Source organism: Kitasatospora sp. NPDC053057 (assembly GCF_044546945.1).
Lineage (GTDB): Bacteria > Actinomycetota > Actinomycetes > Streptomycetales > Streptomycetaceae > Kitasatospora.
Genome location: NZ_JBITZP010000001.1, coordinates 110508 through 134491 on the forward strand (window position 1 = coordinate 110508; position 23984 = coordinate 134491).

Below are 23984 nucleotides of genomic sequence, written 5' to 3' on the forward strand. Positions count from 1 at the left end.
GCACGGCCCGAGTTGCCGGACGGGTATCAGGCCGGTTCGTGCGTCGCCCGCCGGACCAGGGCCTGTGCCTGTTCCCCGTCCATCGGGCGGGCGAAGAGGTAGCCCTGCCCCAGGGGGCAGCCCATGGCGGCGAGGAGGTCGCGCTGGTCGGGGTGTTCGATGCCCTCGGCGATGACCTGGACGCCGAGGGTGTCGGCGATCCGGGTGATGCCCTCGACCAGTGCGTGCTGCTGGGGGGAGAGGCCGAGTCCGTCGATGAAGGACTTGTCGATCTTCAGCAGGGAGATCGGGAACTCCCGCAGGTAGGACAGCGAGGAGTACCCGGTGCCGAAGTCGTCGATGGCGAGGCCGATGCCGAGGTCGCCGAGGGTGTCCATGTCGGCGCGCAGCCGGTCGTCGCGGCGCATCAGGACGGATTCGGTGAGTTCCAGGACGAGGGTGCGCGGGTCGATGCCGGAGGAGTCCAGGGCGTGGCGGACGACGTCGACGAATCCGGCGTCGCGGAACTGGCGGGCCGAGACGTTGACGTTGACCTGCAGCGGGGGGCGGCCGGCGGTGGCGCGGGCGGCGGAGCTGGCGGCGTGCCAGGCGGCGGCCTCCTCGGCGGCGCGTTCCAGGACCCAGGCGCCGAGCGGGACGATCTGGCCGCTCTCCTCGGCGAGGGCGATGAACTCGTCGGGCAGCACCATGCCGCGCCGGTCGTGCGGCCAGCGGACCAGGGCCTCGAAGGCCACCAGATCGCCCGTGCGCAGGTCGACGATCGGCTGGTAGTACAGCTGGAAGGCCGATTCCGCGATGGCGGAGTCCAGGTTCTCGTTCAGCTCGTGCCGTTCCACCAGCCCGGCCTGCAGGGCCGGCCGGTAGTGGCACCACTGGCGGCGGCCGGCCGCCTTCGCCGAGTAGAGCGCGAGGTCGGCGTGGGTGAGCAGTTCGGCGGCGTCCACGCTGTCCTCGGTGGTCGCCACGCCGATGCTGGCGCTCACCCGGACGGCGCCCGCGCTCAGCTTGAACGGTTCTGCGAACACCGCGAGCACCACGCCCGCGATGGTGTCCACGTCGGTCGGGCACAGCGCGTCCTCGACCAGGACGGCGAACTCGTCGCCGCCGAGCCGGGCGGCGGTGTCCGAGCTGCGCAGCGCGGTGGAGATCCGCAGCGAGACGGCGACCAGCAGTTCGTCGCCCACCGCGTGGCCCTGGGTGTCGTTGACCACCTTGAAGTCGTCCAGGTCGATGAACAGCACCCCGGTGACGGCCCCGCTGCGTTCCGCGCGCGCGAGCGCGTGGCCGACCCGGTCCTGGAACAGCACCCGGTTGGCGAGGCCGGTCAGCGAGTCGTGGAAGGCACGGTGGGTCAGCTCGCGCTCCATCTGGCGCTGCTCGGTCACGTCGCGCAGGGTGAGCACCAGGCCGCCGACCGTCGGGTCGTCGCGCAGGTCGGTGTAGCGGACCTCGGCCTCGATCGGGGTGCGGTCCTGGCGCAGCAACCGCCAGTGCTCGCGCGGCTGGTCGCCCCGGGGCGCGTCGGCGGGGCCGCGCATCCGGGCCAGCGCCTTGCCGACCTCCCGGCTGTCCTCGGGCGGGACGAGGTCGGTCAGCAGGGTGCCGTCCAGGCTGGGGTGGCCGAGCACGCGCTCGGCGGAGGACGAGGCGTACCGGATGCCGTCGTCGGCGTCGAGGATCAGGATGACGTCGCTGGCGTTCTGCACCAGGGCGCGGAAGTACAGCTCGCTGTTGCGCCGGGTGACCTCCTGGCTCAGCACCACGCGTTCGACGGCCAGGGCGGCCTGGGCGGCCAGGATCTCCAGTGAGCCCCAGAGACTGGTCAGCTCCTGCTCGGTGCCGGTGACCACGAGCGCGCCGATCAGCGGGTCCCCGGAGGGGCGTTCGGCCAGCGTGAGCGGGCAGACCAGGGCGGCGGGCATGCCCCCGAGGTGGGCGGGCAGGTCGACGGAGCCGACGGGCAGCAGGCGGGTCGCCCGGTGGGCGGCGAGGCGGGTGCGGACCTCGTCTTCCCGGGGCGGGTCGGAGCTTCCGCCCTGCCCGGGGCCCTTGCCGCCCTTGCCGTCGCCCGCCTGCCCGGTGTCCTTGGCGTTCCCGGCCCGCCGGACGTGCAGCACGCCCGACTCGGCGACCGCGAGCAGCGCGACGTGCCCGCGCTCGGCGGGCATCAGGGTGGAGGCGGCGGACTGGACGGCGTCCGCGACCTCCGCCACGGTGACGGCCGCGGTCAGCCGGGCACCCGCCTCACGCAGCGTCCGTTCGCGGGCCACCGCCTGGCGGCGGGCGACCACCACGACGGCCAGCCGGGCCAGCACCAGCAGGTAGAGCAGGGCGGAGAAGGCGCCGATCACGCCCGCGTCGGCGGTGTTCCCGGCCAGCGACTCGATGATCAGGATGGCGGGCGCGATCAGCGAGGCCATGGTCAGCAGGGCGAGCCGGGTGGCGGAGAGGTCGGGCTGCTGGGTGGGGACGGGCCTGGTCAGCTCGACCATCGAGGGGTGCAGCGCGGCCGCGCCCCAGGCGGTGTAGAAGGCGGCCCAGCCGAGTTCGACGCCGGTGCCGATGTGCCAGGTGCCGTGCAGCTGGATCAGCCCGTAGAGGACGTCCGAGGTGAGCAGGCCGAGGGCGCCGACGGTGAGCAGTTGCAGCGAGCGGGAGTTGCCGCCGCGCGGGGTCAACAGCCGCAGCAGCAGGGCGAGCACGACCACGTCGCCGAGCGGGTAGGCGATCGAGACGGCCTTCTGGAACCAGGTGAGGTCCGGGTTCAGGGCGTACGGGAGGATCAGGTAGATCCAGACGAGCAGGGCCAGGCCGAGCGTGATGATCAGGGCGTCGAGCAGTCCGGCGCGGTCCTGACGGGCCGTGCGCCAGCGGATGAAGCCGAGCAGGCCGACGGCGTACAGCACGAACTCGGCGAGGTAGAAGCCGTCGGCGACGGACGGGAACGGGTTGTTCAGGTGCAGGATGTCGAGTTGGAGGGCCTGCACCGCCTCGCCGGTGGTGAAGCTGAGGTTGGCCAGTGCCAGCAGGTACCAGAACACCGGGTGCCGGGGCCGGTTGAGCCGGACGCCGACCACGACGGCGGCGACGCCGCCGAGGCCCATGCCCGTCCACCAGATGATCCGCAGCCCGGGGTCGGCGAAGTAGATGCCGGTGAACAGCACCATCCAGCACAGGTAACACACCATCAGGCGTTGTCGCCGGAGAGTCAACGAGGCTCCCCCCTCCGCGACACCACCCCGCCGCCGGGGCAGGGGAGTTCGGGCGAGGACGGGTCTTTCGGGAACGGACCGCCCACGGCCCAGCGGCGTCCGGCGGGCTGTGCGACGGACGCTCTCGGTGGGCCGTGAATGCGTATAGTCGGAATTGTCGCACCTCCCAGCATTCTGCCGCTTCAGCACGAGGTCAAGCCGGTGGACGACGCAGTCGACAGCGCGAGAGGCGTGCGCACGGATGTGAACTCCGGGCGTCACGCCGTGGTACGGAACGACGACGGACAGTACGCGATCTGGCCCGGGGACTTGACCCTGCCGACCGGGTGGCGGCAGGTGTACGGGCCGGCCGGGCGGGCGCAGTGCCGGGCCTGGGTGGAACGGAACTGGCGGGAGTCACCGGTTCGCACCGCCCGCGCCGGGTTCGCCGAGACGGTGCACGGGCTGTTCCGGGCCCGGGCCGCGCACGATCCGGCGGCGGCCGCGGTGGTGGGGGAGGGCGCCACGCTGAGCTACCGCGAGCTGGACGAGCGCAGCGACCGGCTGGCGGCCGCGCTGCGGGCCCGGGGGGTCGGGCCGGAGCAGGTGGTGCCGGTGTGCCTGTGGCGCGGGGTGGAGCTGGTGGTGGCCTGGCTGGGGGTGCTCAAGGCGGGCGCGGCCCTCCTGCCGCTGGACCCGGCGCATCCGCGGCGGCGGCTCGCGGCGCTGGTGGCGGACTGCGGGGCGCGGGTGGCGGTCACGGACGGTCCCGAGTTCGACGGGGTGGAGGGGGTGGAGCCGTCCGAAGCCGACCCGGTGGGCGTGCCGGACGACGGCTCCGCGCCGGACGGTCTCGCCTACCTGATCTACACCTCCGGCACCACCGGCCGCCCCAAGGGCGTGCCGGTCACCCACCGTTCACTGGTTTTCACCCTCGACCGGGTCGTCCGCGCCTACGGTCTCGCCCCCGGTGAACGGGTGCTCCAGCTGGCCGCGCTCGGCGCGGACACCGCGCTGGAGCAGGTGTTCTCCACGCTGCTCGCGGGCGCGACCGTCGTCCTCGGCGGCCGGGACACCTGGGCGCCCACCGAGCTGGTCCGGCGGCTGCCCCGGCTCGGCCTGGCGGTCGCCGACTTCACCCCCGCGTACTGGCACCACGTGCTCGACCTGCTGCCGCCCGGCGGGCTCGCCCCGGCCGGGCTGCGGCTGGTGGTGGTCGGCGGGGACGTGGTGCACGCCGACGACTGCCGGGCCTGCCGGGAGCGGCTGCCGGGGGTGCGGCTGCTCAACGCGTACGGGGTGACCGAGGCGGCCGTCACCTCCCTGCACTGCGAGGTCACCCCGGAGCTGCTGGACGCCCCGGCCGCGCCGGTGCCGATCGGCCGCCCGCTGCCGGGCGTGCGGGTGCACGTGCTGAACGAGCGGCTGCGGCCGGTGCGGCCCGGCGAGCGGGGCGAGATCCACCTCGGCGGGCCGGGCCTGGCCCGCGGCTACTGGCGGGAGGCCGGGCTCACCGCCGAGTCGTTCCTGCCCGATCCGTACGCGCCGCTGCCCGGCGAGCGGATGTACCGCACCGGCGACGCCGGGCGCTGGCGGGCGGACGGGCAGCTGGAGATCCTCGGGCGCTTCGACGACCAGGTGAAGGTGCGCGGGCACCGGGTCGACCCGGCCGAGGTCGAGGCGGTGCTGGCCGGCCACCCGGCGGTGCGGCAGGCCCGGGTCGCGGCCGACGGCAGCGCGCCGGACGGCAGCCGGGTGCTCACCGCCTACTACACGCTCGGGGACGCCGTCGTGCGGCCCGAGCTGCTGCGGGCGTTCCTGGCGGAGCGGCTGCCGGAGTACCTCGTCCCGGCGGAGTTCGTGCCGCTGGAGGCCATGCCGCTCACGGCGGCGGGGAAGATCGACCGCCGGTCTCTGCCACAGGCCCGGGCGCGGACGGCCCCGGTCCGCGCGGCGGCCACGGGCGGACCGAGCGCCGTGGCGGCCGCGGGCCGACCGGAGGCCGTGGAGGCCGCCGGCGGAGCGAGCGCCGTGGAGGCCGCCGTCGGACACCTCTGGGCGGAGCTCCTCGGCGCCGAACACGTCGGTCCCGACGACGACTTCTTCGCCCTCGGCGGCACCTCGCTGCTCGCCATGGAGATGCTCGCCCGGGCCCGGATGATGTTCGGCCTGGACGTCGGCCACGTCCGCACCCTCACCCGGGCGCTGCTGCGCTCACCCGTGCTGCGCGACTTCACGGCCGCCCTGCAGGCCGCCCGCATCGGCATCGCCCTGGGCGAGGCCGCCGTCGACTGGCACGCCGAGGCCCAACTCACCCACGCGGTGGGCCAGTCCTGGAGCCCCGCGCCGTCCCGGGCCGAGCCCGCGGAGATCCTGCTCACCGGCGCCACCGGCTTCTGCGGCGCCCACCTGCTGGACGTCCTGCTCGCCACCACCCGGGCCCGGGTCCACTGCCTGGTGCGCGCACCCGACCAGGAACACGCGCTGGAACGGCTGCGCGCCAGCCGGCAGCGCTTCCTGCGGCGGGACCTGAAGGACGCCCGGGTGGTGCCGCTGGTCGGGGACCTCGCCGCCGATCGGCTCGGATTGACGGAGCATCAGTTCGACTGGCTGGCCGGGCACCTGGACGCCGTTTACCACCTCGGCGGGCAGGTCAACTTCCTCTATCCGTACCACCAGTTGCGCGCACCCAACGTCGGCGGCACCCGGGAGGTGGTCCGGCTCGCCGGGCACAGCCGGGGCATACCGGTGCACTACCTCTCCACCCTCGCCGTGCTGGCCGGGTTCGGTGCGGCCGGTGTCCGCGAGGTAAGCGAGCGCACGCCACTCGCCCACCCGGAGCGGCTCGGCGTCGGCTACGTGGAGAGCAAGTGGGTCGCCGAGCAGCTGCTGCACAACGCGGCGGCGGACGGACTGCCGGTCACCGTGCTGCGCACCAACGACGTCACCGGGGACCTCGTGGCCGGGGTGATGAACACCGGCACCGAACTCTGCGCACTGATCAAGTACTTCGCCGACAGCGGCACCTGCCCGGACGTGCGGCTGCCGCTGGACTTCGTCCCGGCCGACCGGTTCACCCGTGCGGTCGCCCACATCGCCGCGCACGCGCCGGCCGACGGCGAGGTCTACCACCTGACCTCGCCGAACCCGGCCGGGCTCCCCGACCTCGCCGACCGGCTCCGGGCGCGCGGCCACCGGATCGCCGAACTCCCCTTCCGGGACTGGGTGCAGCGGCTGGTCCGGTTCGCCGCCGGGCACCCGACGCACCCGATCGCGCCCTTCGTCCCGCTGTTCGTCGACCGGGCGCCAGGGGCGGACATGTCCATCAGCGAGCTGTACTTCCAGCCGGTGTTCCCGCGCTTCGACCGGCTGAACGCCGAGACCGCGCTGGAGGGCAGCGGGATCGAACTGCCGGACGTGGACGCCGCGTTGCTGGACCACTACCTGGTGCGGCTGGCGGACGAAGGGTTCCTGTGACCGTGACCGGCTTCGAAGCGCTGGACCTCCGGCTCGCCTCCGGCGAAAGGCCAGTGGCCTTCGGCGGGGAGCTCGGGCCGGAGCAGCTGCTGACGGCGTACCGGCACGGGCTGTTCCCGCTGCCCGCGGCGGACGAGTACGCGAGCGCCTACAACGAGGCGGTGCACGGGGAGGCGGTCGAAGCCGGGGAGGTGGCCCTGCTGCCGGGCGCGGAGGACCCGTACGCGCTGGCGTGGTGGTCGCCGGACCCGCGGCCGGTGCTGCGGCCCGGCGGGGTCCGGCTGCCCCGCAGGCTCGCCCGGCGGCTGCGGGGCGCGGCGAAGTGGTTCACGACCGCGGACGCGGCCTTCGGGGCGGTGCTCACGGCCTGCGCCGAAGGACGTCAACCAATCTGGCTCACCGAGGAGTTGCGGACGGCCCTGGTGGAGCTGAACCTGCGCGGAGCGGCCCACAGCGTGGAGGTGTGGGAGGGCGAGGAGCTGATCGGCGGGGTGTTCGGGGTGGCCGTCTGGCCGGTGCTGAGCCTGGACTCGATGTTCCACCGACGGCCGGACGCCGCCCGGGTCGCCATCGCCGACCTCGGCGCGCGGTTCGGCGCCGTGGGCGGGCGGCTGCTCGACGCCCAGTGGGACGGGCCGTATGTGCGCAGCCTCGGGGCGGTGCCGATGGCGCGCTCCCGCTACCTCGCCGAACTGGCCGGGGCCCCCGCGGCGGGCACCCTGCCGACGGTTCGGCTGCCCGTCGCGCGGCTGGTCTGACCCGCGATCGAGGCTCCCTCCGGCCCCCGCATTGGCCTGTCTTCGACAAACTTATTCCTCGTCAGTAACATGACGCTGCGTGTTCAAGCCCTCGATAGGCCGGGCCGCGCCCGCAGCCCTGCTCACCCTCATCCTCGCCGGGACGGCCGCGTGCGGGCCCACCAGCCCCGGCACCACCTCCCAGGCCGCCGGCGAACCCGCCGCCGCCACCAGCACCGCCGACGCCGCCGCGACCACCGCCGGGGGCAGCCCGGCGGGCGCCGCGACCGCCCCCGGCGCCCCGCACGCCCGGGCCGGCACCCCCGCCTCCGGCCACCCGACGCCGGTCGGCACCAATGTCACGGCCGCGCCGGCCGGGGACAAGCAGGCCGCCATCGGCGCGCCGGGCAAGGACGGCGGCGCAGTCACGGCCGCGAACAAGGCCCTCCAGCTCACCTCGTACGACCCGGGGAAGGGCACCGCTGTGCTCACCGCCGGTGGCGCGACGGCTTCGCCGACCGCTTCGCCGACGGCTTCGCCGACGGCTTCGCCGACGGCTTCTCCGACCGCCGTCCCGTCCGCCTCGCCGACCGCTTCTCCGACCGCCGTCCCGTCCGCCTCCGCCTCCGCCACCGCCGTTGCCGCGGCCGTCCAGCCCGGCCAGCTGATCGCCAGCCCGCCCACCGCCGCCGCGCCGCAGGGCGCACTGGTCGCCGTCACCGGCGTCAACCCCGCCGCGGGCAACACCCTCAACCTCACCACCCGGCCGGCCACCCTCTCCGAACTCCTCGGCGGCACCGAGGCGGACGGCCAGGTCCCCGTCGACCCGCACGGCATCACGGTGACCCCGCTGGTCAAGGACCTCAAGGCGACCGTCGGAGCCGACCTGGGCGGCGTGAAGGCCGACGCCTCCGGCACCCTGGAGGTCGACGTCAAGGCTCCAGTGCCGCTGCCCGGCGGCGCCAGCCTGGACGCCTCCGGCTCCCTCCAGCTCCACCCGGCCGTCCACTTCGCCTACCACGGCGCGGCCGCCACCAGCCCGCGCACCGCCTCCGTCGGCTTCGACCTCGGCGCCCACGCGAACTGGAAGATCACCGGCGACGTCGCCCGCAACACCGGTGCGGCGCCGATCCGGGTGCCCTTCGCCAAGCTGCAGGCCAGCCCGGTGCTGACCGTCGCCGGCCTGCCCGTGGTCGTCAACCTCGGCCTCACCTGCTACCTGGAGGTCGGCGCCGACGGCCAGGTCCACCTGGAGGCCGAGCAGGACGCCACCGGCACCTGGGCGGTGCGCGCCGACTACACCGGCGGCAAGGGCTGGACCTCGGCCACCAATGCCGACACCAAGATCTCCCCGGTGCACGTCCGCCTCAACGGCAAGGCCTCCGTCCGCGCCGCCCTCGGCGCCGAGATCAGCCTCGGCCTCTACGACACCGTCGGCGTCGAGACCACCGTCGCCCCCTACCTGAGCGCCAAGGCCGACGGCTCCCTCGCCGTCGACGTCCCCGGCAACACGCCCCAGATCCAGGGTAGTTGGGCCCTGGTCGGCGGCGTCGACCTGAACGGCGCACTGACCGCCCACCTGAAGATCTTCGGTACCCCGATCATCGAGGGCAAGCTGCCGTTCCCGCCCTTCCACCGCGAGTGGCCCCTCCTCGCCGGCTCGGCCGCCCTGCCGTCCCCGCGCGCCAGCAGCTGATCACCTGAGAACGAGCGAGGAGTGGGAAGTCGGCCCCGCCGACTTCCCACTCCTCTTCTCGTACCGGCCGGGGTCAGTCCGCGACCGCCTGGTAGACCGTGCTCCAGAAGTCGTGGATCAGCTGCGCCGAGTACGGGACGGACATCCCGACCTGGGTGAGCAGGATCCCGGTGAGCCCGTTCTCCGGGTCGGCGTACGCCGTGGCGCCGCTCCCGCCGTCCCAGCCGAACTGGCCGACCGGCGCGTAGTCGCCGCGGTAGGTGCGCACCGCCATTCCGAAGCCCCAACCGCCGTGCTGGCCCTGGCCGTACGAGAGGTGGACGTTGTCCCGGGCCAGGGCGGTGCGGGCGGCGGTCTGCTCGGGCGTGAGGCGGTTGGTGGTCATCAGCTCGACGGCGGGCCGGGACAGGATCCGCTCGCCGCCGTGCACACCGCGGTTCAGCAGCATCCGGAAGTAGGCGTGGTAGTCGTCCACGGTGGAGGCCAGCCCACCGCCGCCGCCCGGGAACGCCGGGGGCTTGCTCCAGCGCCCGTCCGCCGGTTCGTCCCAGACCGTGAACGCCCCGGTCTGCGGGTCGGGGGCGTAGAGGGGCGGCAGCCGGTCGATCTTCTCGGCGGGCACGTGGAAGCCGGTGTCCGTCATGCCCAGCGGATCGAGGACGCGTTCGCGCAGGAAGGCCTCGAACGGTTGGCCGGTGACCCTGGCGACGAGCACGCCGAGGAGGTCGCTGGCGATGTGGTACTGCCACTGCTCCCCGGGCTGGTGCATCAGCGGAAGCGTGCCGAGGCGGCGCAGCCACTCGTCCGGCTCGGGCATCGGGGTCGGCAGATCGGGCGTCAGCCCCTGCTCGAAGACCGCGTTCATGATCGGGGTGCCCAGTGCCGTCAGATCCATGCCGAGCCCGAAGGTCGAGGTCAGCACGTCCCGTACGGTGATCGGGCGCTTCGCCGGCACGGTCTCGTCCAGCGGGCCGTCGATCCGCTTCAGTACCTGCCGGTTCGCGAGTTCCGGCAGCCACTGCTCCACCAGGTCGTCCAGCCGCAGCCGGCACTCGTCCAGCAGGACCATCGCGGCGGCCATCGAGACAGGCTTGGACGTCGAGGCCATCCGGAAGATCGTGTCCCGGCGCATCGGAGCGCCGCCGTCGTGGCTCATCGTGCCGACCGCTTCGACGTGGGTCTGCCCGCCCCGGCTGACCAGGGCGACGACCCCGGGGATCCGCCCGGAGTCGACGTGCCGCGCCAGTACGTCGTGGACCTTGCCGAGGCCTGCGTCGGAGAAGCCGCCGTTGCTGCTGCCCATTGTGATCTCCCCCTGCGTGAGTGTGTTCGGGAATTGCTGAACGACAACGAAGCTACATTGCGTTTACCCATCCGTCAACGTTGCCTTGGCAGGCTAATTAGGCTGCTTGACAGGGAAATTGGCTCGTGGTTGCAATGGATCTGACGCTGAACGCAACGGGCGGTCGAGGAGATCGTTGCAATGAGCTGCGGGTGAACGCAGAGTTAGCGCATTCGGGTGACGGGGAGTTATTCCGCCGGGCCCACCGCCCCTACGCTGTCCTCATGCTGTCCGTAGTGGTGGCCCCCTGGGCGGGCGATGGCGAGCCGGTGTTCACGCGTGCACCGGACGAACTGCACGATGCCGCGAGCACGATGAAGGTCGCGGTGCTCGCTGCGCTCACCCGTGGCGGGGCGGACCTCGATGCCGAGGTGCCGGTGGTGAACCGGTTCCAGTCCGTGGTGGGCGGTGAGTTCGGCAACGATCCGGAGTGGGACAGCGATCCGCTGCCCTGGGAACTGCTCGGTACCCATGTGCCGCTGCGCCTGCTGGCCGAGCGGATGATCACCCACTCCTCCAACCTGGCGACCAACCTCTGCCTGGCCCGTACCGACCAGCGTTCGGTGGCCGAGGTGTGGCGCCGGGCGGGGGCCACCCGCAGCGCCAGCCCGCGTGGGATCGAGGACTACGCGGCGCGCGGCGCGGGCGTGCACAACCGGGTGAGCGCCCGTGATCTGGTCCGGCTGCTGCACTCGCTCGCGGACGAGCCGGAGCTGCTGGCGCTGCTGGAGCGCAACGACTTCCGGGTGGACCTCGCGGCCGGCCTCCCGCCGGGCGCCCGGATCGCGTTCAAGAACGGCTGGGTGCCCGGCGCCCGGCACTGCGTGGGGCTGGTCCACCCGCGCGACTGCCCGCCGTACCTGATCGCCGTCTGCTACACCGGCCCGCTCGCCGACGGCAGCGACCGTACGGACCCGGCGGCCCGGCTGCTGGCCCGGGTGTCGGCGGAGGTCTGGAGGCGCCGCCGAGAGATCAGTCCTCGCTGATCACCGGCATCGCCGCGCCGCCCGGGTTCCAGGCCGTCAGGAAGTCCGACTGCCGGGCGGTGTCGACGAGTTCGATCTGCGCGCCGAGGCTCTCCAGCCGGTGGTAGACGAAGGGGCGCCCGTACGGGCAGCCGGAGAAGGCCTCCGGGAACCCGGCGGCGGTGAGCCGGGCCGCGCCCGCCGTGACGTCCGAGGACCAGAAGCCGAGGTGGTGGAACCGGGCCTCGGAAGTGTCCCCCCAGGGCCCGTCCGCCGGGGCCTCGATCAGCTCGATGTGCGGCGCGTCCCCGGCCGTGAACACGATCCGGTAGTCCCACTCGCCGATCCGCCCGGCCGCCGGCTCGCTCCAGCTCATCCCCGCGGCGGCGGTGAGGTCGGTCATGGCGGCGTCGAGGTCGGGCACGGTGAAGCAGACGTGGTAGAAGGCGGTCATGATCGCCAGCCTGCTACGGCCCCCTCGCGGACGCAACTCCCGCTCGGGGGCCGGGTGGCGAGGCCTCAGTACGGCTTGACGAGGACGTGGGCCGCGCCGGGGATGCCGGTCTTCAGCAGCTCGTCCTCCTCCGGGGTGGTCGGCGTGCCGGTCTCCTGCTTGAGGACCGCCCGGGACAGCGCCTGCACCCACATCGCACGCGGGCGGCGGCGCTCCTCCCAGGCGGCGAGGGCAGCCGGGACGTCCTGCGCCGTGTCCAGGCTCTGGGCCAGGACGAGGGCGTCCTCGACGGCCATCGCGGCGCCCTGGGCGAGGTGTGGGGTGGAGGCGTGGGCGGCGTCTCCGGCGAGGGCGATGCGGCCGACGTGCCAGGGCTCCTCGACGGTGACCTGGGAGATGCGGGAGTAGACCACCGCGGCCGGGTCGGTGACCTGGGCGAGGGCCTCGGCGATCGGGCCGCCGAAGCCGGCCAGCCGCTCGTGGAGCTGCTCGTGGGCGGTCGCCTGGTCCGGGCGGAAGTCCTCGGCCTCGGCGAACACCGCGCCCAGGTACATGAGTTCCTCGCTGATCGGGGTGAGCAGCGCCTTGGCCCTGAGGTTCCCGGCGGACATCACCACGCCCTTGACCTCGGGCGAACGCGGCAGCGTGACGCGCCAGTTGGCGAAGCCGGTGTACTCGGGGGCGTACTTGTCGCCGTACAGGTGCCTGCGCAGCGGCGAGCCGATGCCGTCGAAGCCGACGACCAGGTCGTAGCGGCCGCTGTGGCCGTCGGTGAGGGTGACGTCGACCCCGGAGCCGTCGTCGGTGAGCTGCGAGACGGTCGTCCCGAAGCGGAGGCCGGCGCCGGCCGAGGTGGCGGCGGCGGCCAGCACCCGGGCCAGGGCGGGGCGCGGTATGCCGTTGTTGGACGGGGCGTCGCCCATCCGGGGCTGGGGGATCCGGGCGAGGGTGGTGCCGGCCGGGTCGCAGATGGTCAGCACCTCCCATTCGAAGCCGACGGCCAGGCACTCGTCGAGCACGCCGATCTCGCGCATCACGTGCAGGGCGTTGGAGGGCTGGACGATACCGACGCCGAGGGCCTCCAGCTGGTCGCGCAGCTCGGCGACCTCGACGTGGTGGCCGCGCCGGGCGAGGGCGGTGGCGAGGGTGAGGCCGCCGATGCCGCCGCCGTGGACGAGGATGCGCAGGGGTGCGGTGGTCATGAAGGGGCGCTCCAAAGGGGGTTGGGCCGACGGATCGGGCCGACGGATCGGGCCGACGGATCGGGCCGACGGATCGGGCCGACGGGTTCAGCCGACGGGGGCGGCGGCGAGGTCCATCAGGTGGTCGACCAGGGCGAGCAGCAGGTCGCGGCCGAAGTCGCGCTCGCGCACGTCACCGATCAGCATCGGCACCTGCGGGTCGAGGTCGAGGGCGGCCCGGATCTCCTCCGGGGTGCGGGTGTTGTGGCTGTGGAAGCAGTTGATCGCGACCACGAACGGGATGCCCCGGCTCTCGAAGAAGTCGATCGAGGCGAAGCTGGTGTCCAGCCGCCGGGTGTCGGCGATGACGATGCCGCCGAGCGCGCCGTTGACCAGGTCGTTCCACATGAACCAGAAACGTTCCTGCCCGGGCGTGCCGAACAGGTAGACCACCAGCTCGGGGCTGACGGTGATCCGCCCGAAGTCGAGGGCGACGGTGGTGGTCTCCTTCTGGTCGACGCCGGCCAGGTCGTCGACGCCGACGCTGGCCGTGGTCAGGTACTCCTCGGTGCGCAGCGGGGCGACCTCGCTGACCGAGCCGACCAGGGTGGTCTTGCCGACGCCGAAGCCGCCCGCGATCAGGATCTTGACGGCGGCCGGGGCGGCGGCGGGCTCGTCAACGGAATTGCGGGAGTGGGGTGTTGCCATCGTTCAGAGTCTCCGGAGTCCTTCGCGTACGGCCGTGAGCAGGCCGAGGTCCACGCCCCCGGCGGCGCGGGCCACCGAGAGCGGCGCCCGGGCCTTCAGCAGGCCCTGGGCGACCAGGTCGCCCAGCAGGATCTTGGTGACCGAGACCGGGAGGTCCAGGCCGGCCGCCACCTCGGCGACGGCCGCCGGGCGCCGGCAGCGGTCGAGGATCAGCCGGTGCTCGGGCTGGAGGCCGCGGGCACCGGCGCGGCTGCCCCGCGCCAGGGCCGCGTCGGCCTCGGCCTCGGCCGTGGTGAGCACGGTGATCAGGGTGAGGTCGTCGCGCTCGGGCGCGGTCCGGCCGCGGGTGATGGTGTACGGGCGCACCATGACGCCCGTCTCGTCCTCGGCGTCCGGCTCCTCCAGCTCGCTCCAGTGCGGCACCCGGCCGCGCGCCCAGGCGTCCCCCGCGCCGCTGAAGGGGCCGTGGGGGCCGTCGTGGGGTTCGCCGCCGTAGGGGGCGTCGCTGTACGGGCCCACCCGGGTCAGCCCCGGTTCCGGGAGACGAAGGCGTCGAAGGACGCGGGGGCGCCCTCCGCGCGGGCCGGGGTGGTGAGCTTCTGGCCGACCTGCTGCACCAGGGTGTGCATGGCGACGGACATCACCTCGGCGTCCACCTCCTGGGAGGCGACCACGGCCAGGTGGGTGCCCTGGGCGGCGGCGATGACGAACAGCCAGCACTCGGCGAGCTCGACGATCACCTGGTGCACCGGCCCGCCGTCGAACAGCTGGCCGACGCCCCGGGCGAGCGACTGCTGTCCGGTGGCCACGGCGGCGAGGCGCTCGGCGTCGGCCCGCTCGATGGTGCGGGAGTGGCTGACCACGAGGCCGTCGTCGGAGAGCAGGACGGCGTTGCGGGTCCCGGGCACCGAGTCGACGAGCCCGTCCAGCAGCCAGTCCAGGTCCTGGTGGGTGGCGGTCGTGCGGTTCATCACTGGTCATCCGTTCGTGTGGTTCGGGGTTCCGCGGCCGGCAGTGCCCAGGGGGAGGGGGCGGACGCGGAGGCTGGGGGGCCGGCGGGCGGAGCGGGGGGAGCCGGCGGGGAGGCGGAGGCGGGCCGCGGGTGTTCGCCGCTGTCCTGGGCCCGGGCGGCGCGGGACTGGCGCTGGAAGGCGCCGATGGTGGCGCCCGAGCGCCGGACCGGCCGCCCGTTCTCGGGCTGTACGGGCTGTACGGGCTGTACGGGCTGGTGGAGCGGGCCGTTGGCGGGCTGTTCGGCGGTCGGCTCGACCCACTGCTGCCGGGTCGGCGGCGGCACCCGCAGCTCGGCGGCCAGGCTGGCCTGCCGGACGCGCTGCGGCAGCGGCGGCTGCCCGCCCTCGACCGGGCTCAGCGGCACGGCGGAGGGGTACTCGCGCCCCCGGCGCCGCTCGGCCAGCCGGTAGTGGTCGGCCGGGCGGTACTGCTCGTCGGCGTACGGGGCCTCGGCCTCGGTGACCCGGGCGTAGGCGATGTCCGGGTAGGCGGGGGTGGGGGCGTCGGGGGTGGGGGTCGGCGCGGTGCCCGTGCCGTCCGGCGGGTCGGCCGGGGCGGCCGCGTACACCGGCGGCGGGTCGGCGGGGGAGCTGTGCTGGATCGGCTGCTCGGCGAAGCCGGGCGGGCACGGCTGCTCCTCCTGGTACGCCGGTTCCTGGAACGCCGTGGCGACGGACTCGACCGGCGCGCCGTTCCCGACGGCCCCGCCGTTCGCGAGGGCCCCGACGCTCCCGTAGGCCTCGGCCTGCCCGAACGCCTCCACCGGCGCGACCGGCGGTGCGGGCGGCCCCGCCGGCTGCGGCGCCTCGTCGGAGGCGGAGCGCACCGCCCGGCGCGAGCGCCGGACCAGCGGGATCGGTTCGACGGGCGCGGCGTCCGGCAACCCGGCGTCGCCGTCGATGACCAGTTCGTCCGGCACGAGCACGACGACCCGGGTGCCGCCGAAGGCGGACGGCCGGAACTCGATCTTCAGCCCGGTGAGCGCGGCCAGCCGGGCGACCACGTAGAAGCCGAGCCGGATGTCGTCGGCCCGGGCGAGCACGTCGGTGCGCGGCGGGCGGCTCATCAGCTCGTTGGCCGCGTCGTACTGTTCCGGGTCCATGCCGAGGCCGCGGTCCTCGATCTCGACCGCGAGTCCGCGTCCGACCATGGCGGCCCGGACCTCGACCGGGGTGGGCGGCTTGGAGAAGGTGGTGGCGTTCTCCATCAGCTCGGCGAGCACGTGGGCGACCGGCCCGACGGCCCGCTCGGAGAGCCACGGGTGGCCTTCGACGTCGATCACGATCCGCCGGTAGTCCTGCACCTCGCCCTGGGCGGAGCGCAGCACGTCCAGCAGCGGTACGGGCTTGCGCCATCGCCGCTGCGGCTGGCCGCCGGCCATGATGACGAGGTTCTCCTCGTAGCGGCGCAGGCGGGCGGTGAGGTGGTCGAGGTCGAACAGGCCCTCCAGGACCTCCGGGTCCTCGTGCTTGCGCTCCAGCTCGTCGAGCTTGCGCAGCTGGCGGCCGATCAGCAGCTGGGTGCGGCGGGCGATGCGCTGGAGGAGGCGTTCGAAGCCGCGGTGCTGTTCGGCCTGCCGGACGGCTGCCGCCAGGGCGGCGGAGCGGGCCAGGTTGAGGGTCTGGCCGAGGCGGGCGAGTTCGTCGGTGCCGTTGCCGTGTTCGCCGGTGGTGACCTCGCGGCTCTCGGCCTCGGTGTCGACCTGTTCACCGCGGCCGAGGCGGTCGACCACCTCGGGCAGGGTGCGCTCCATCTCCTCGGCCTGGGTCTGGAGTTCCTTGATCCGGCGGCGCAGCGAGCGGCTGATCCGCCAGGAGGCGATGACGACGGCGATGACCGTGATCAGGCCGATGACGGTGGTCAGCACGACGCGGGTGAGCAGGTCGAGGATGGTCCCCTTGCCGACCTCGACGATGGCGCTGGTGCGGGTCTCGATCGCCTTGACCAGCTGCGGGTTGAGCTGGTCGACGGCCTGGCGCCACTGGTCCTGGGCGGCGGGCAGCTTGACGGTGCCGTTGGAGTCGGCGGCGGTGGGCCGGGTGAGCTGCTGTTCGACGGCGGCCTTGGCCTGCCAGGCGGGGCTGTTCATCAGGTCGTGCCAGCCGGCCGCCTCGCCGTCCGGGACGTACGGGACGACCTGGACGGTGAACAGGTAGTCCTCGGCGCCGATCAGCTGCTGGACCTGCTGGTAGTCGGCGGTGCTGAGCCGGCCGCTTGGCCAGCCGCGGGCCAGGACGGCGTCCTCGCGGGCCAGCATCTCCTTGGCCCAGAAGGAGTTGACCAGGGTCTTGGACACCCAGGTGACCTCGCCCGCGTCGACGTGGCTGAGCGCGGTGAACAGTCGCAGGTCGACGGAGATCAGGTCGGTGTAGTAGGCGAAGACGGTCTGCTGGTCGACCGAGCCCTTGTCGACTGCGGCGCGCTGTTCGGCGAGCTTGCCCATCGCCTGCCGGGCTTCGGCGACGGCGCTGCGGACGTCGTCCGGGGCGTTGTCGGTGCTCTCCCCGGACAGGACCTGGAACTGGCGCACCGCGTCGTCGGTCAACTGCCGCTGGTGGCGCAGCTGGTCGGTGTTGGCGCCGGGCCGGGCGAGCGCCTCGGCGCTGAGCCGACGCTCCTCCTGGAGGTTGTAGTAGACGATGTTCGACGGCTGGCCGGCCTTCTGGGCGAGCATGCCCTGGGCGGCCTGGCGTTGGAAGTCGAAGACGGTCTCGCCGCTGGTCACGGCCCAGAGGGCGACCAGGGCGAGGCTGGGGACGACGGCCAGGACGAGCAGCGCCGACCGCAGGGACAGGCGTGGACGCCTGCGGGGGGCCTTCGGCGTCGGGGGCCGCCGATTCGCACGCGCGCGCAGAGCAGACTCCTTGGGGCTGGCGGCCGGCCGGTGAGGGGCGGGCCGTCCGGGCACGGGCTTTTTGACGAAGCGATATTAGTCATACCGTGTGATTGAAGTGAAAGCCCGTTCGCCGCCTGGGCCGTACTTGCGCACGGATCGGACACAATGTCACCCGCACGTTGACCGTTTGTGCTCGAAGCAGCTGGGTCCCGCAGTGCTTGACACAGTATCGACGCCGTCCAAGGCCGCTGGATGACCACTGTGTGAAGACTCTGTGACGCTCCGTCAATGGGTCCTCAGGAGCTGAGCAGCCGCACCCGGGTCGACTCCAGCTCTGCCGCCAGCACCCGCCCGGCCGCCGCCGGATCGCCGTCGTGCAGCGCCCGGACGAGCTCCGCGTGCGAGGCGTAGCCCTGGTTCGGATCGCCCTCCCGCAGGCCGAACAGGCCCACCAGAGCGACCAGATGCTCCCTCAGAACCGGGGCGAACTGAGCGAAGAGGTCATCCAGGACGGGGTTGTGGGCGGCGGCCACGATCGTCGTGTGCAGCGCGATGTCGGCGTCCACGAAGCCCGCGTCGTCCGCCCCGCCCGCCGCCAGGCGCGCGGCCAGTGCGGCGTCCACGGCGGCGAGGTCCGCCGCCGTACGGCGCTCCGCCGCCAGCCGGGCCGCCTGCACCTCGACCATCGTGCGCACCTCGTAGACGTGCGCCAGCTCGGCGGCGCGCAGCCGGGTCGTCCAGTCCCCGGTGGCCGGGCGGTCGGCCGTCACGAACACCCCGGAGCCCTGGCGGCTGTGCACCATCCCGGCCGCGGCGAGCGTGCGCAGCGCCTCCCGGACGGTCGAGCGTCCGACGCCCAGCTCCTTGGCGAGCGCCACCTCGCCGGGCAGCTTGCCGCCGACCGGCCACTCCCCGGCCCGGATCCGCTCCTCGATCAGGGCGGCGGCCTGTCCGGCGAGGGGGGAGGGGCGGAGCGGGGGCATCGTCGTCACCTGTCAGGTTGTCTGAGTACTTGTGTCGTGGTTACTCTACCCGCCATGCAGCCGTGGAGTGCGCTCCTTCTTGGTGGCCGCAGCGGGGCGTGACCGGACCGGCACCCCGCTGCGGGGCGCCGTCCCTGCCGGTCTCCGGTACCCGAGTTGAGGACATCCCCATGCGATTCCCGACCCTGCACGCCCCCGCCGGTCCCGTCCCGGCCGACGCCCCCGCCTGGAACCCCCAGCGCGGCGGCGCGATGCCCTCCCACCGCTACCGCCCCGCCCACGAGCGGGTCCACGTCCCCGCGCTGCTGCGCCGCTGGCCCGGCCGCCGGATCGAGCGGGCCCCGCTGTGGGTGCCCGTCGACCTGCGCGACGGCAACCAGGCGCTCGCCGAGCCGATGGACCCGGCGCGCAAGCAGCGGATGTTCGACCTGTTCCTGGCCATGGGCTTCAAGGAGATCGAGGTCGGCTACCCCTCCGCCAGCCGCACCGACTTCGACTTCGTCCGCCGGCTCGCCGAGCAGCCCGGCGCGGTGCCGCAGGACGTCACCGTCGTCGTCTTCACCGCCGCCCGGGCCGACCTCATCGACCGCACCTTCGAGGCCGTCGAGGGCCTGCCGAACGTGGTCGTCCACCTCTACACCGCCACCGCGCCGCTGTGGCGGGACGTCGTGCTGGGCAAGGGCCGGGACGAACTGCGGGCGCTGATCACGGCGGCGGCCGAGCGGATGGCCCGGCTGGGGGAGGGCCGGGACGGCCTGCGCTTCCAGTTCTCGCCCGAGGTGTTCAACCTGACCGAGCCGGACTACGTGCTGGAGGTCTGCAACGGCCTCACCGCGCTGTGGGACGCCAGTCCCGACCGGCCGGTGATCCACAACCTGCCGGCCACCGTCGAGATCGCCACGCCCAACGTGTACGCCGACCAGATCGAGTACGCCGACCGGCACCTGGACCGGCGCGACGCGGTGATCCTCTCGGTCCACCCCCACAACGACCGGGGCACCGGCGTCGCCTGCGCCGAACTGGCGGTGCTGGCCGGCGCCCAGCGGGTCGAGGGCTGCCTGTTCGGCAACGGCGAGCGCACCGGCAACGTCGACCTGGTGACCCTGGCGCTCAACCTCCACACCCAGGGCGTCGACCCGATGCTCGACCTCTCCGACATCGACGAGATCCGGCGCACCGTCGAACACTGCAACCGGCTGCCGGTGCACGAGCGGCACCCGTACGTCGGCGACCTGGTGCACACCGCCTTCTCCGGCACCCACCAGGACGCCATCAAGAAGGGCTTCGCCCAGCACGCGAAGACCGCCGCCGAACTGGGCCTGCCCGAGCGGGAGGCGCCCTGGTCGGTGCCGTACCTGCCGATCGATCCGGCCGACCTCGGGCGCGACTACGAGGCGGTGATCCGGGTCAACAGCCAGTCCGGCAAGGGCGGGATCGCCTATCTGCTGCAGACCGGCGCCGGGCTGGAACTGCCCCGGCGGCTGCAGATCGAGTTCGCCCGGGTGGTGCAGGAGGCGACGGACGACAGCGGGCTGGAGGTCACCGGCGAGGAGCTGTACGGGCTGTTCCGGGCCGAGTACCTGGACGCGGGCGCCGGGCGGGACTGGCGGGTCGGCGACGACTGGGCCGAGGTGGACGGCCGCCGGGGCACCGGCGCCGGGCCGGTGGACGCGGTAGCGGCGGCGGTGGGGGTGGAGATCCTCTCCTTCAGCGAGCACAAGGTCGGCGGCAGCTCCGACGCGGTCGCGTATGTGGAGGGCCGGATCGACGGTGAGGTGGTCTGGGGCGTCGGGCGGGACGCCTCGGTGCTCGCGGCGGGAGTACGGGCGGTGCTGAGCGCCACCGATCGGGCCACCGCCGGGCGGGCCATCGCGGGGCGGGCGCCTCGGCCGACGGTGCCATCGCGCTGAAGCACGCCGTGGGCAGCTGCCCGCTGAACATCACCGGCGGCACCGAGACCGGCCACGCCGGCGGCACCTACAGCCACGGCAACGGCTACAAGCTGGACTTCGGCATGTCGAGCTGCCTCACCAACTACATCCACGGCGCCTTCACCCACAGCGGCACCCGCGGTGACGGCGCCGACCTGTGGACCGCCCCCTCCGGCAACATCTACGCCAACGAGGGCAGCCACTGGGACGTCACCTTCATGAACTGACGCCCGCGGCACGCGGATTGCGAGGGGCGGGGCCACCGGACACTTCCGGTGGCCCCGCCCCTCGCCGCTCCAGGGGATACTGCTGCGATGCTGCTGACCTGGATCGCCGAGCTGGCGGACGAGCCGCTCGCACTGGAACCGGACGACCGGCCGGTGGAGTGGGAGACCAACACCTGGTGGCTCGCCGCCGAGGACGAGGACCGGCGGGCGCTCACGGTCGCCGAGGTGGTCGCCGCCTTCGAGCGGACGGCCGCACGGCTGCGGGAGCGGGTCCGCGGCCTGGACCACGCCGGGCCGGCGACCTTCTACGCCTGGCACGACGAGCAGGCGGGGCAGCTGAGGTGCTCCACCGCCTCGGTGGGCCCCGGCGAGCTGCCCTTCGGCGGCGCGTACCGGCCGGTCGAGGACCTCGGCCCGATCGTGGCCGACTACCTTGCCGACGACGAACCCGCAGTGGTCCAGCCGTCTGACGTGAATCCGGGGGAGGAGCCGGAGCTCCCGCCGTTCCCGGTCTGGGTCCGCGCCGTGGGTGCGCCGGAGGCCGGGTCGTAGGATCCCGCGCCATGGACGGGGAACGGGCCCGGGAGGGCTTCTGTCGCCTCCTCCAGATCGGCCTGAGCGGCAGCTCGGACGAAGCCGACACGGTGGCCGACATCTGCGAGCACTTCGCCCTCGGCGGCGAGAACTGTCGTAACTGGGTCCAGCGCTCCGGATGACGGGCGTGCGCGAGGAACCGGCGCGACTCGGTGGCGTCCGGAGGGGAAATCGGGAAGGCTCGGGCGCATGGTCTCGGTATTGCAGAACGTGGCGATCGACTGCGCGGACGCCTATGGGCTGGCCCGGTTCTGGAGCCGGGTGACCGGCCGTCCGCTGGGTCCGGAGGACGGGCCGGGGGACCGGGAGGTCGCGGTGATGCTGGGGGAGGGGCCGGTGTTGTACTTCAGCCAGGTGCCCGAGCCGAAGACGATCAAGAACCGGGTCCATCTGTGCCTGCGGCCGGAGACCTCGCGGGAGGAGGAGGTGGAACGGCTGCTGGGGCTCGGGGCCACGATGGTCAGCGATCTCCGGAATCCCGACGGCTCGGGGTGGGCGGTGCTCGCCGATCCGGAGGGCAACGAGTTCTGCGTGCTGCGCAGCGAGTCCGACAGGGCCGCGACGGCGTCGTAGCGGTTCCGTGCCGTCGGCCCGCCGCTCGGTGGCGGCGGGGGACGGCGGCGCGGTGCTCTCCGTCGGCCTGGAGGCCGTTGCCCCGGTCCTTGGGAAGTCGGCCGGGCCGACTTCCCACTCCTCTCTCGTTCGCCCGCTGCGACTACAGCGCGGTGCGGTACGCCTCCAGCCGCTCGGCCAGCTCCTTCGGGTGGCCGAGCATCGGCATGTGGTCGCCGGGCATCTCGTCCGGCTGGAAGCCGAGCCGCTCGGCCATCACCCGCCGCATGAACTCCGCGGGGAAGAACCGGTCACCGGTGGACAGCAGGGCCCTGGTCGGCACCTTCGGCCAGGCGGTCAGCGGCCAAGGGCGGCCGAACGGGGTGGCGGCCTGTTCCCGCTGGTGCTCGGCCAGCAGTTCGGCGGCGAGGGCCGCCGGGGTGTCGTGAAGGTAGAAGGAGAGCGGGTCCTCCTCCGTACCCTCGGGGACGCCCCTGCGCCGGTCGGCCTCCTGGCGCGCCGGCCCGTACCCGGTGTTGTCCCACCACAGGCCCGGCGCCTCGCCCGGGGCCGGGACCTGGGCCTGGAGCATCACCAGGAGGTCGACCGGCAGCCGGTCGCACACCAGCGGCCCGGTGAATCCGCCGAACGAGTGGGCGACGACCACGAGTTGGGTCCGGTCGCCGATCGCCTCGACCACCGTGTCCGCGTACTCCGCGAGCCCGGCCGCCTCGTCGTCGCACGGCAGGTCCGGCGCGACCACCTCATGCCCCCGGTCGCGCAACTCGGCGGCCAGCGGCCCCCAGTACCACGCGTCGGCCGCTGCGCCGTGGATCAGTACGTACGTCGCCACCGTGCACTACCTCCGTCATCCGGAACTCGCTGCTCTCCGGCGGTACTTCGCCGTTCGCAACCTACTCGGCGGCAGTGACAGCCGCCGCTTCCCCCTGCTCGCGGCGGCGGGCCTCGTACCGCATCGGTGCGTCGAGTATCCAGGCCCAGTGCTTCCGATCGAAGGAGGCTTCGTCGATGTCGGCGTCGGTGCAGCGGGGATCGTCCAGTGCGGCCACCCCGAAGGCGCCCCACAGACGGGTGGTCTGACCGTCGTCGCCGAGGCGCTCGGCCAGGAGGTCCGCGATCCCGGGCCGTGGCGCTCATTTCGGACTCGGTGCGACTTCCGACATCCTGCGCTGGCCCTCCTCGATGACCGCGATCAGCTCCGGACGCATGGGGACCGCTGCTCGGCATCCCCACCGTGCACTACTACCGCCGCCGCTGCGCCGCCGAAGCCACGGCGACGCCCAACGCAAACTGACGGCCCGGTCGGCGGCCCGCCGCTCGTGGTTCACGTCGGTGGCAGGAGCAGCGGCATCAGTCCTGCTGATGCGCGCTGAAGCGGACCTCGTTGGACGTGATCGCGGCCGTGCCTTCAGGATGGCCGCATGACCATAGCCTCCGCCATCGCCTCGTTCGCCGTCGTGGCCGGCATGCTGACCATCATGCCGGGACTGGACACCGCTCTGGTGCTGCGTTCCGCCATCACCCTCGGCCGGCGTCGGGCCTTTGCTACGGCGCTGGGGATCCTCTGCGGAGTGCTCGTGTGGGGGGTGGCCGCCGCGGTCGGTGCCTCGGCGGTGCTCACGGCATCGCATCTGCTGTACGACGCGCTGCGCGTGGCCGGCGCCGGGTACCTGGCGTGGCTGGGGATCGGCATGATCCGCCGGACACTCAAGGAGCGCGGCCGGCCTGCCCCGGGGGACACGGCGGGCTCAGCGGGGACCACGAACGCGGAGGCGACGTGGGCACGGTCCTGGGCGCGCGGGCTGGGCACCAGCCTGCTGAACCCCAAGAACGGCGTCTTCTACATGGCGATGCTGCCCCAGTTCATCCCCACCGGCGCCTCGCACCTGCTGATGGGGGTCGTCCTGGCGACCGTGCACGACCTGGAGGGGCTGGTCTGGTTCAGCGCGCTGATATTCGGTACCCAGCTGGTCCGCCGGTGGCTGAACCGCGGCTCGGTGCAGCGGGCCATCGACGCGATCACCGGCACGGTGCTCGTCGGCTTCGGCATCAAGCTGGCCCTCGCGGACAACTGA

At 73.5% G+C, this 23984-nt stretch carries 20 protein-coding genes and 1 pseudogene; 10 read left to right on the plus strand and 11 right to left on the minus strand.

The genetic code is table 11. The features are described 5' to 3' along the window. Nucleotides 1-26: 26 nt before the first annotated feature. The gene (locus ACIG5E_RS00480) at nucleotides 27-3167 is read right to left on the minus strand and encodes a putative bifunctional diguanylate cyclase/phosphodiesterase (RefSeq protein ID WP_396530547.1); all 3141 of its coding nucleotides are present in this window, start codon (nucleotides 3165-3167) and stop codon (nucleotides 27-29) included. A 276-nt stretch (nucleotides 3168-3443) separates the two neighbouring features. Between ACIG5E_RS00480 and ACIG5E_RS00485 the strand changes: the two genes are divergently transcribed. The 3 genes from ACIG5E_RS00485 to ACIG5E_RS00495 all read left to right on the plus strand — a co-directional run bounded on the left by ACIG5E_RS00485 (nucleotide 3444) and on the right by ACIG5E_RS00495 (nucleotide 9101). Next, the gene (locus ACIG5E_RS00485) at nucleotides 3444-6668 is read left to right on the plus strand and encodes an amino acid adenylation domain-containing protein (protein ID WP_396530548.1); all 3225 of its coding nucleotides are present in this window, start codon (nucleotides 3444-3446) and stop codon (nucleotides 6666-6668) included. Nucleotides 6669-6670: 2 nt separating this feature from the next. Beyond that, nucleotides 6671-7426, plus strand: coding sequence for a leucyl/phenylalanyl-tRNA--protein transferase (locus ACIG5E_RS00490; RefSeq protein WP_396530549.1), 756 nt, complete (start codon nucleotides 6671-6673; stop codon nucleotides 7424-7426). Between the two features lie 79 nt (nucleotides 7427-7505). Continuing rightward, nucleotides 7506-9101, plus strand: coding sequence for a hypothetical protein (locus ACIG5E_RS00495; protein ID WP_396530550.1), 1596 nt, complete (start codon nucleotides 7506-7508; stop codon nucleotides 9099-9101). A gap of 73 nt (nucleotides 9102-9174) precedes the next feature. On the opposite strand, the gene ACIG5E_RS00500 is transcribed toward ACIG5E_RS00495, so the two are convergent. Beyond that, nucleotides 9175-10404 (minus strand): serine hydrolase domain-containing protein, encoded by a 1230-nt coding sequence (locus tag ACIG5E_RS00500; RefSeq protein WP_396530551.1) that lies wholly within the window; start codon nucleotides 10402-10404, stop codon nucleotides 9175-9177. Nucleotides 10405-10667: 263 nt separating this feature from the next. Between ACIG5E_RS00500 and ACIG5E_RS00505 the strand changes: the two genes are divergently transcribed. After that, nucleotides 10668-11429 carry a serine hydrolase gene (locus ACIG5E_RS00505; RefSeq protein ID WP_396530552.1) on the plus strand — a complete coding sequence of 254 codons (762 nt, stop codon included), beginning with the start codon at nucleotides 10668-10670 and terminating at the stop codon, nucleotides 11427-11429. Here ACIG5E_RS00505 and ACIG5E_RS00510 read toward each other — a convergent pair. The 7 genes from ACIG5E_RS00510 to ACIG5E_RS00540 form a co-directional block, all read right to left on the minus strand. Further along, entirely contained in the window at nucleotides 11416-11862 is a 447-nt protein-coding gene (locus tag ACIG5E_RS00510; RefSeq protein ID WP_396530553.1) for a VOC family protein, read from the minus strand. The two genes, ACIG5E_RS00505 and ACIG5E_RS00510, sit on opposite strands and share 14 nt — an antisense overlap. Nucleotides 11863-11927: 65 nt before the next feature. Continuing rightward, nucleotides 11928-13064: an FAD-dependent monooxygenase gene (locus ACIG5E_RS00515; protein WP_396530554.1), complete on the minus strand. Its 1137-nt coding sequence runs from the start codon at nucleotides 13062-13064 to the stop codon at nucleotides 11928-11930. Nucleotides 13065-13151: 87 nt separating this feature from the next. Further along, entirely contained in the window at nucleotides 13152-13751 is a 600-nt protein-coding gene (locus ACIG5E_RS00520) for a GTP-binding protein (RefSeq protein ID WP_396530555.1), read from the minus strand. 3 nt (nucleotides 13752-13754) lie between these two features. Continuing rightward, entirely contained in the window at nucleotides 13755-14270 is a 516-nt protein-coding gene (locus ACIG5E_RS00525) for a DUF742 domain-containing protein (RefSeq protein ID WP_396530556.1), read from the minus strand. A gap of 5 nt (nucleotides 14271-14275) precedes the next feature. Next, nucleotides 14276-14722, minus strand: coding sequence for a roadblock/LC7 domain-containing protein (locus ACIG5E_RS00530; protein ID WP_396530557.1), 447 nt, complete (start codon nucleotides 14720-14722; stop codon nucleotides 14276-14278). Continuing rightward, nucleotides 14722-17490, minus strand: coding sequence for a nitrate- and nitrite sensing domain-containing protein (locus ACIG5E_RS00535; protein ID WP_396530558.1), 2769 nt, complete (start codon nucleotides 17488-17490; stop codon nucleotides 14722-14724). The genes ACIG5E_RS00530 and ACIG5E_RS00535 overlap by 1 nt, the downstream gene beginning before the upstream one ends. Nucleotides 17491-17897: 407 nt before the next feature. Then, nucleotides 17898-18584 carry a FadR/GntR family transcriptional regulator gene (locus tag ACIG5E_RS00540; RefSeq protein WP_396530994.1) on the minus strand — a complete coding sequence of 229 codons (687 nt, stop codon included), beginning with the start codon at nucleotides 18582-18584 and terminating at the stop codon, nucleotides 17898-17900. Nucleotides 18585-18754: 170 nt separating this feature from the next. Between ACIG5E_RS00540 and ACIG5E_RS00545 the strand changes: the two genes are divergently transcribed. From ACIG5E_RS00545 to ACIG5E_RS00565, 5 genes and pseudogenes are all read left to right on the plus strand, one after another. Next, nucleotides 18755-20494, plus strand: a complete 1740-nt coding sequence (locus ACIG5E_RS00545; protein ID WP_396530559.1) for a 2-isopropylmalate synthase — start codon at nucleotides 18755-18757, stop codon at nucleotides 20492-20494. Beyond that, a pseudogene (locus tag ACIG5E_RS00550) lies at nucleotides 20467-20742 on the plus strand (peptidoglycan-binding protein); the annotation flags it as partial. The gene ACIG5E_RS00545 and the pseudogene ACIG5E_RS00550, both read left to right, overlap by 28 nt. Nucleotides 20743-20829: 87 nt before the next feature. Further along, nucleotides 20830-21294 carry a hypothetical protein gene (locus ACIG5E_RS00555; RefSeq protein ID WP_396530560.1) on the plus strand — a complete coding sequence of 155 codons (465 nt, stop codon included), beginning with the start codon at nucleotides 20830-20832 and terminating at the stop codon, nucleotides 21292-21294. A gap of 11 nt (nucleotides 21295-21305) precedes the next feature. Beyond that, nucleotides 21306-21458, plus strand: coding sequence for a hypothetical protein (locus ACIG5E_RS00560; RefSeq protein ID WP_396530561.1), 153 nt, complete (start codon nucleotides 21306-21308; stop codon nucleotides 21456-21458). Nucleotides 21459-21525: 67 nt separating this feature from the next. Continuing rightward, complete coding sequence (locus ACIG5E_RS00565) at nucleotides 21526-21909, plus strand: VOC family protein (RefSeq protein ID WP_396530562.1); 384 nt, start codon at nucleotides 21526-21528, stop codon at nucleotides 21907-21909. A gap of 142 nt (nucleotides 21910-22051) precedes the next feature. On the opposite strand, the gene ACIG5E_RS00570 is transcribed toward ACIG5E_RS00565, so the two are convergent. Both ACIG5E_RS00570 and ACIG5E_RS00575 read right to left on the minus strand, forming a co-directional pair. After that, nucleotides 22052-22741 (minus strand): alpha/beta fold hydrolase, encoded by a 690-nt coding sequence (locus tag ACIG5E_RS00570; RefSeq protein ID WP_396530563.1) that lies wholly within the window; start codon nucleotides 22739-22741, stop codon nucleotides 22052-22054. A gap of 61 nt (nucleotides 22742-22802) precedes the next feature. Next, complete coding sequence (locus ACIG5E_RS00575) at nucleotides 22803-22958, minus strand: hypothetical protein (RefSeq protein ID WP_396530564.1); 156 nt, start codon at nucleotides 22956-22958, stop codon at nucleotides 22803-22805. Between the two features lie 372 nt (nucleotides 22959-23330). Here ACIG5E_RS00575 and ACIG5E_RS00580 point away from each other — a divergent pair, with 372 nt between their 5' ends. Continuing rightward, nucleotides 23331-23984 carry a LysE family translocator gene (locus ACIG5E_RS00580; protein WP_396530566.1) on the plus strand — a complete coding sequence of 218 codons (654 nt, stop codon included), beginning with the start codon at nucleotides 23331-23333 and terminating at the stop codon, nucleotides 23982-23984.

Coding starts and splice junctions, on each gene's coding strand:
- ACIG5E_RS00480 (WP_396530547.1), bottom strand. CDS start 3,167: ATGGTGCTGTTCACCGGCATCTACTTCGCCGACCCCGGGCTGCGGATC.
- ACIG5E_RS00500 (WP_396530551.1), bottom strand. CDS start 10,404: ATGGGCAGCAGCAACGGCGGCTTCTCCGACGCAGGCCTCGGCAAGGTC.
- ACIG5E_RS00505 (WP_396530552.1), top strand. CDS start 10,668: ATGCTGTCCGTAGTGGTGGCCCCCTGGGCGGGCGATGGCGAGCCGGTG.
- ACIG5E_RS00510 (WP_396530553.1), bottom strand. CDS start 11,862: ATGACCGCCTTCTACCACGTCTGCTTCACCGTGCCCGACCTCGACGCC.
- ACIG5E_RS00515 (WP_396530554.1), bottom strand. CDS start 13,064: ATGACCACCGCACCCCTGCGCATCCTCGTCCACGGCGGCGGCATCGGC.
- ACIG5E_RS00520 (WP_396530555.1), bottom strand. CDS start 13,751: ATGGCAACACCCCACTCCCGCAATTCCGTTGACGAGCCCGCCGCCGCC.
- ACIG5E_RS00530 (WP_396530557.1), bottom strand. CDS start 14,722: ATGAACCGCACGACCGCCACCCACCAGGACCTGGACTGGCTGCTGGAC.
- ACIG5E_RS00540 (WP_396530994.1), bottom strand. CDS start 18,584: ATGCCCCCGCTCCGCCCCTCCCCCCTCGCCGGACAGGCCGCCGCCCTG.
- ACIG5E_RS00545 (WP_396530559.1), top strand. CDS start 18,755: ATGCGATTCCCGACCCTGCACGCCCCCGCCGGTCCCGTCCCGGCCGAC.
- ACIG5E_RS00555 (WP_396530560.1), top strand. CDS start 20,830: ATGCTGCTGACCTGGATCGCCGAGCTGGCGGACGAGCCGCTCGCACTG.
- ACIG5E_RS00560 (WP_396530561.1), top strand. CDS start 21,306: ATGGACGGGGAACGGGCCCGGGAGGGCTTCTGTCGCCTCCTCCAGATC.
- ACIG5E_RS00565 (WP_396530562.1), top strand. CDS start 21,526: ATGGTCTCGGTATTGCAGAACGTGGCGATCGACTGCGCGGACGCCTAT.
- ACIG5E_RS00580 (WP_396530566.1), top strand. CDS start 23,331: ATGACCATAGCCTCCGCCATCGCCTCGTTCGCCGTCGTGGCCGGCATG.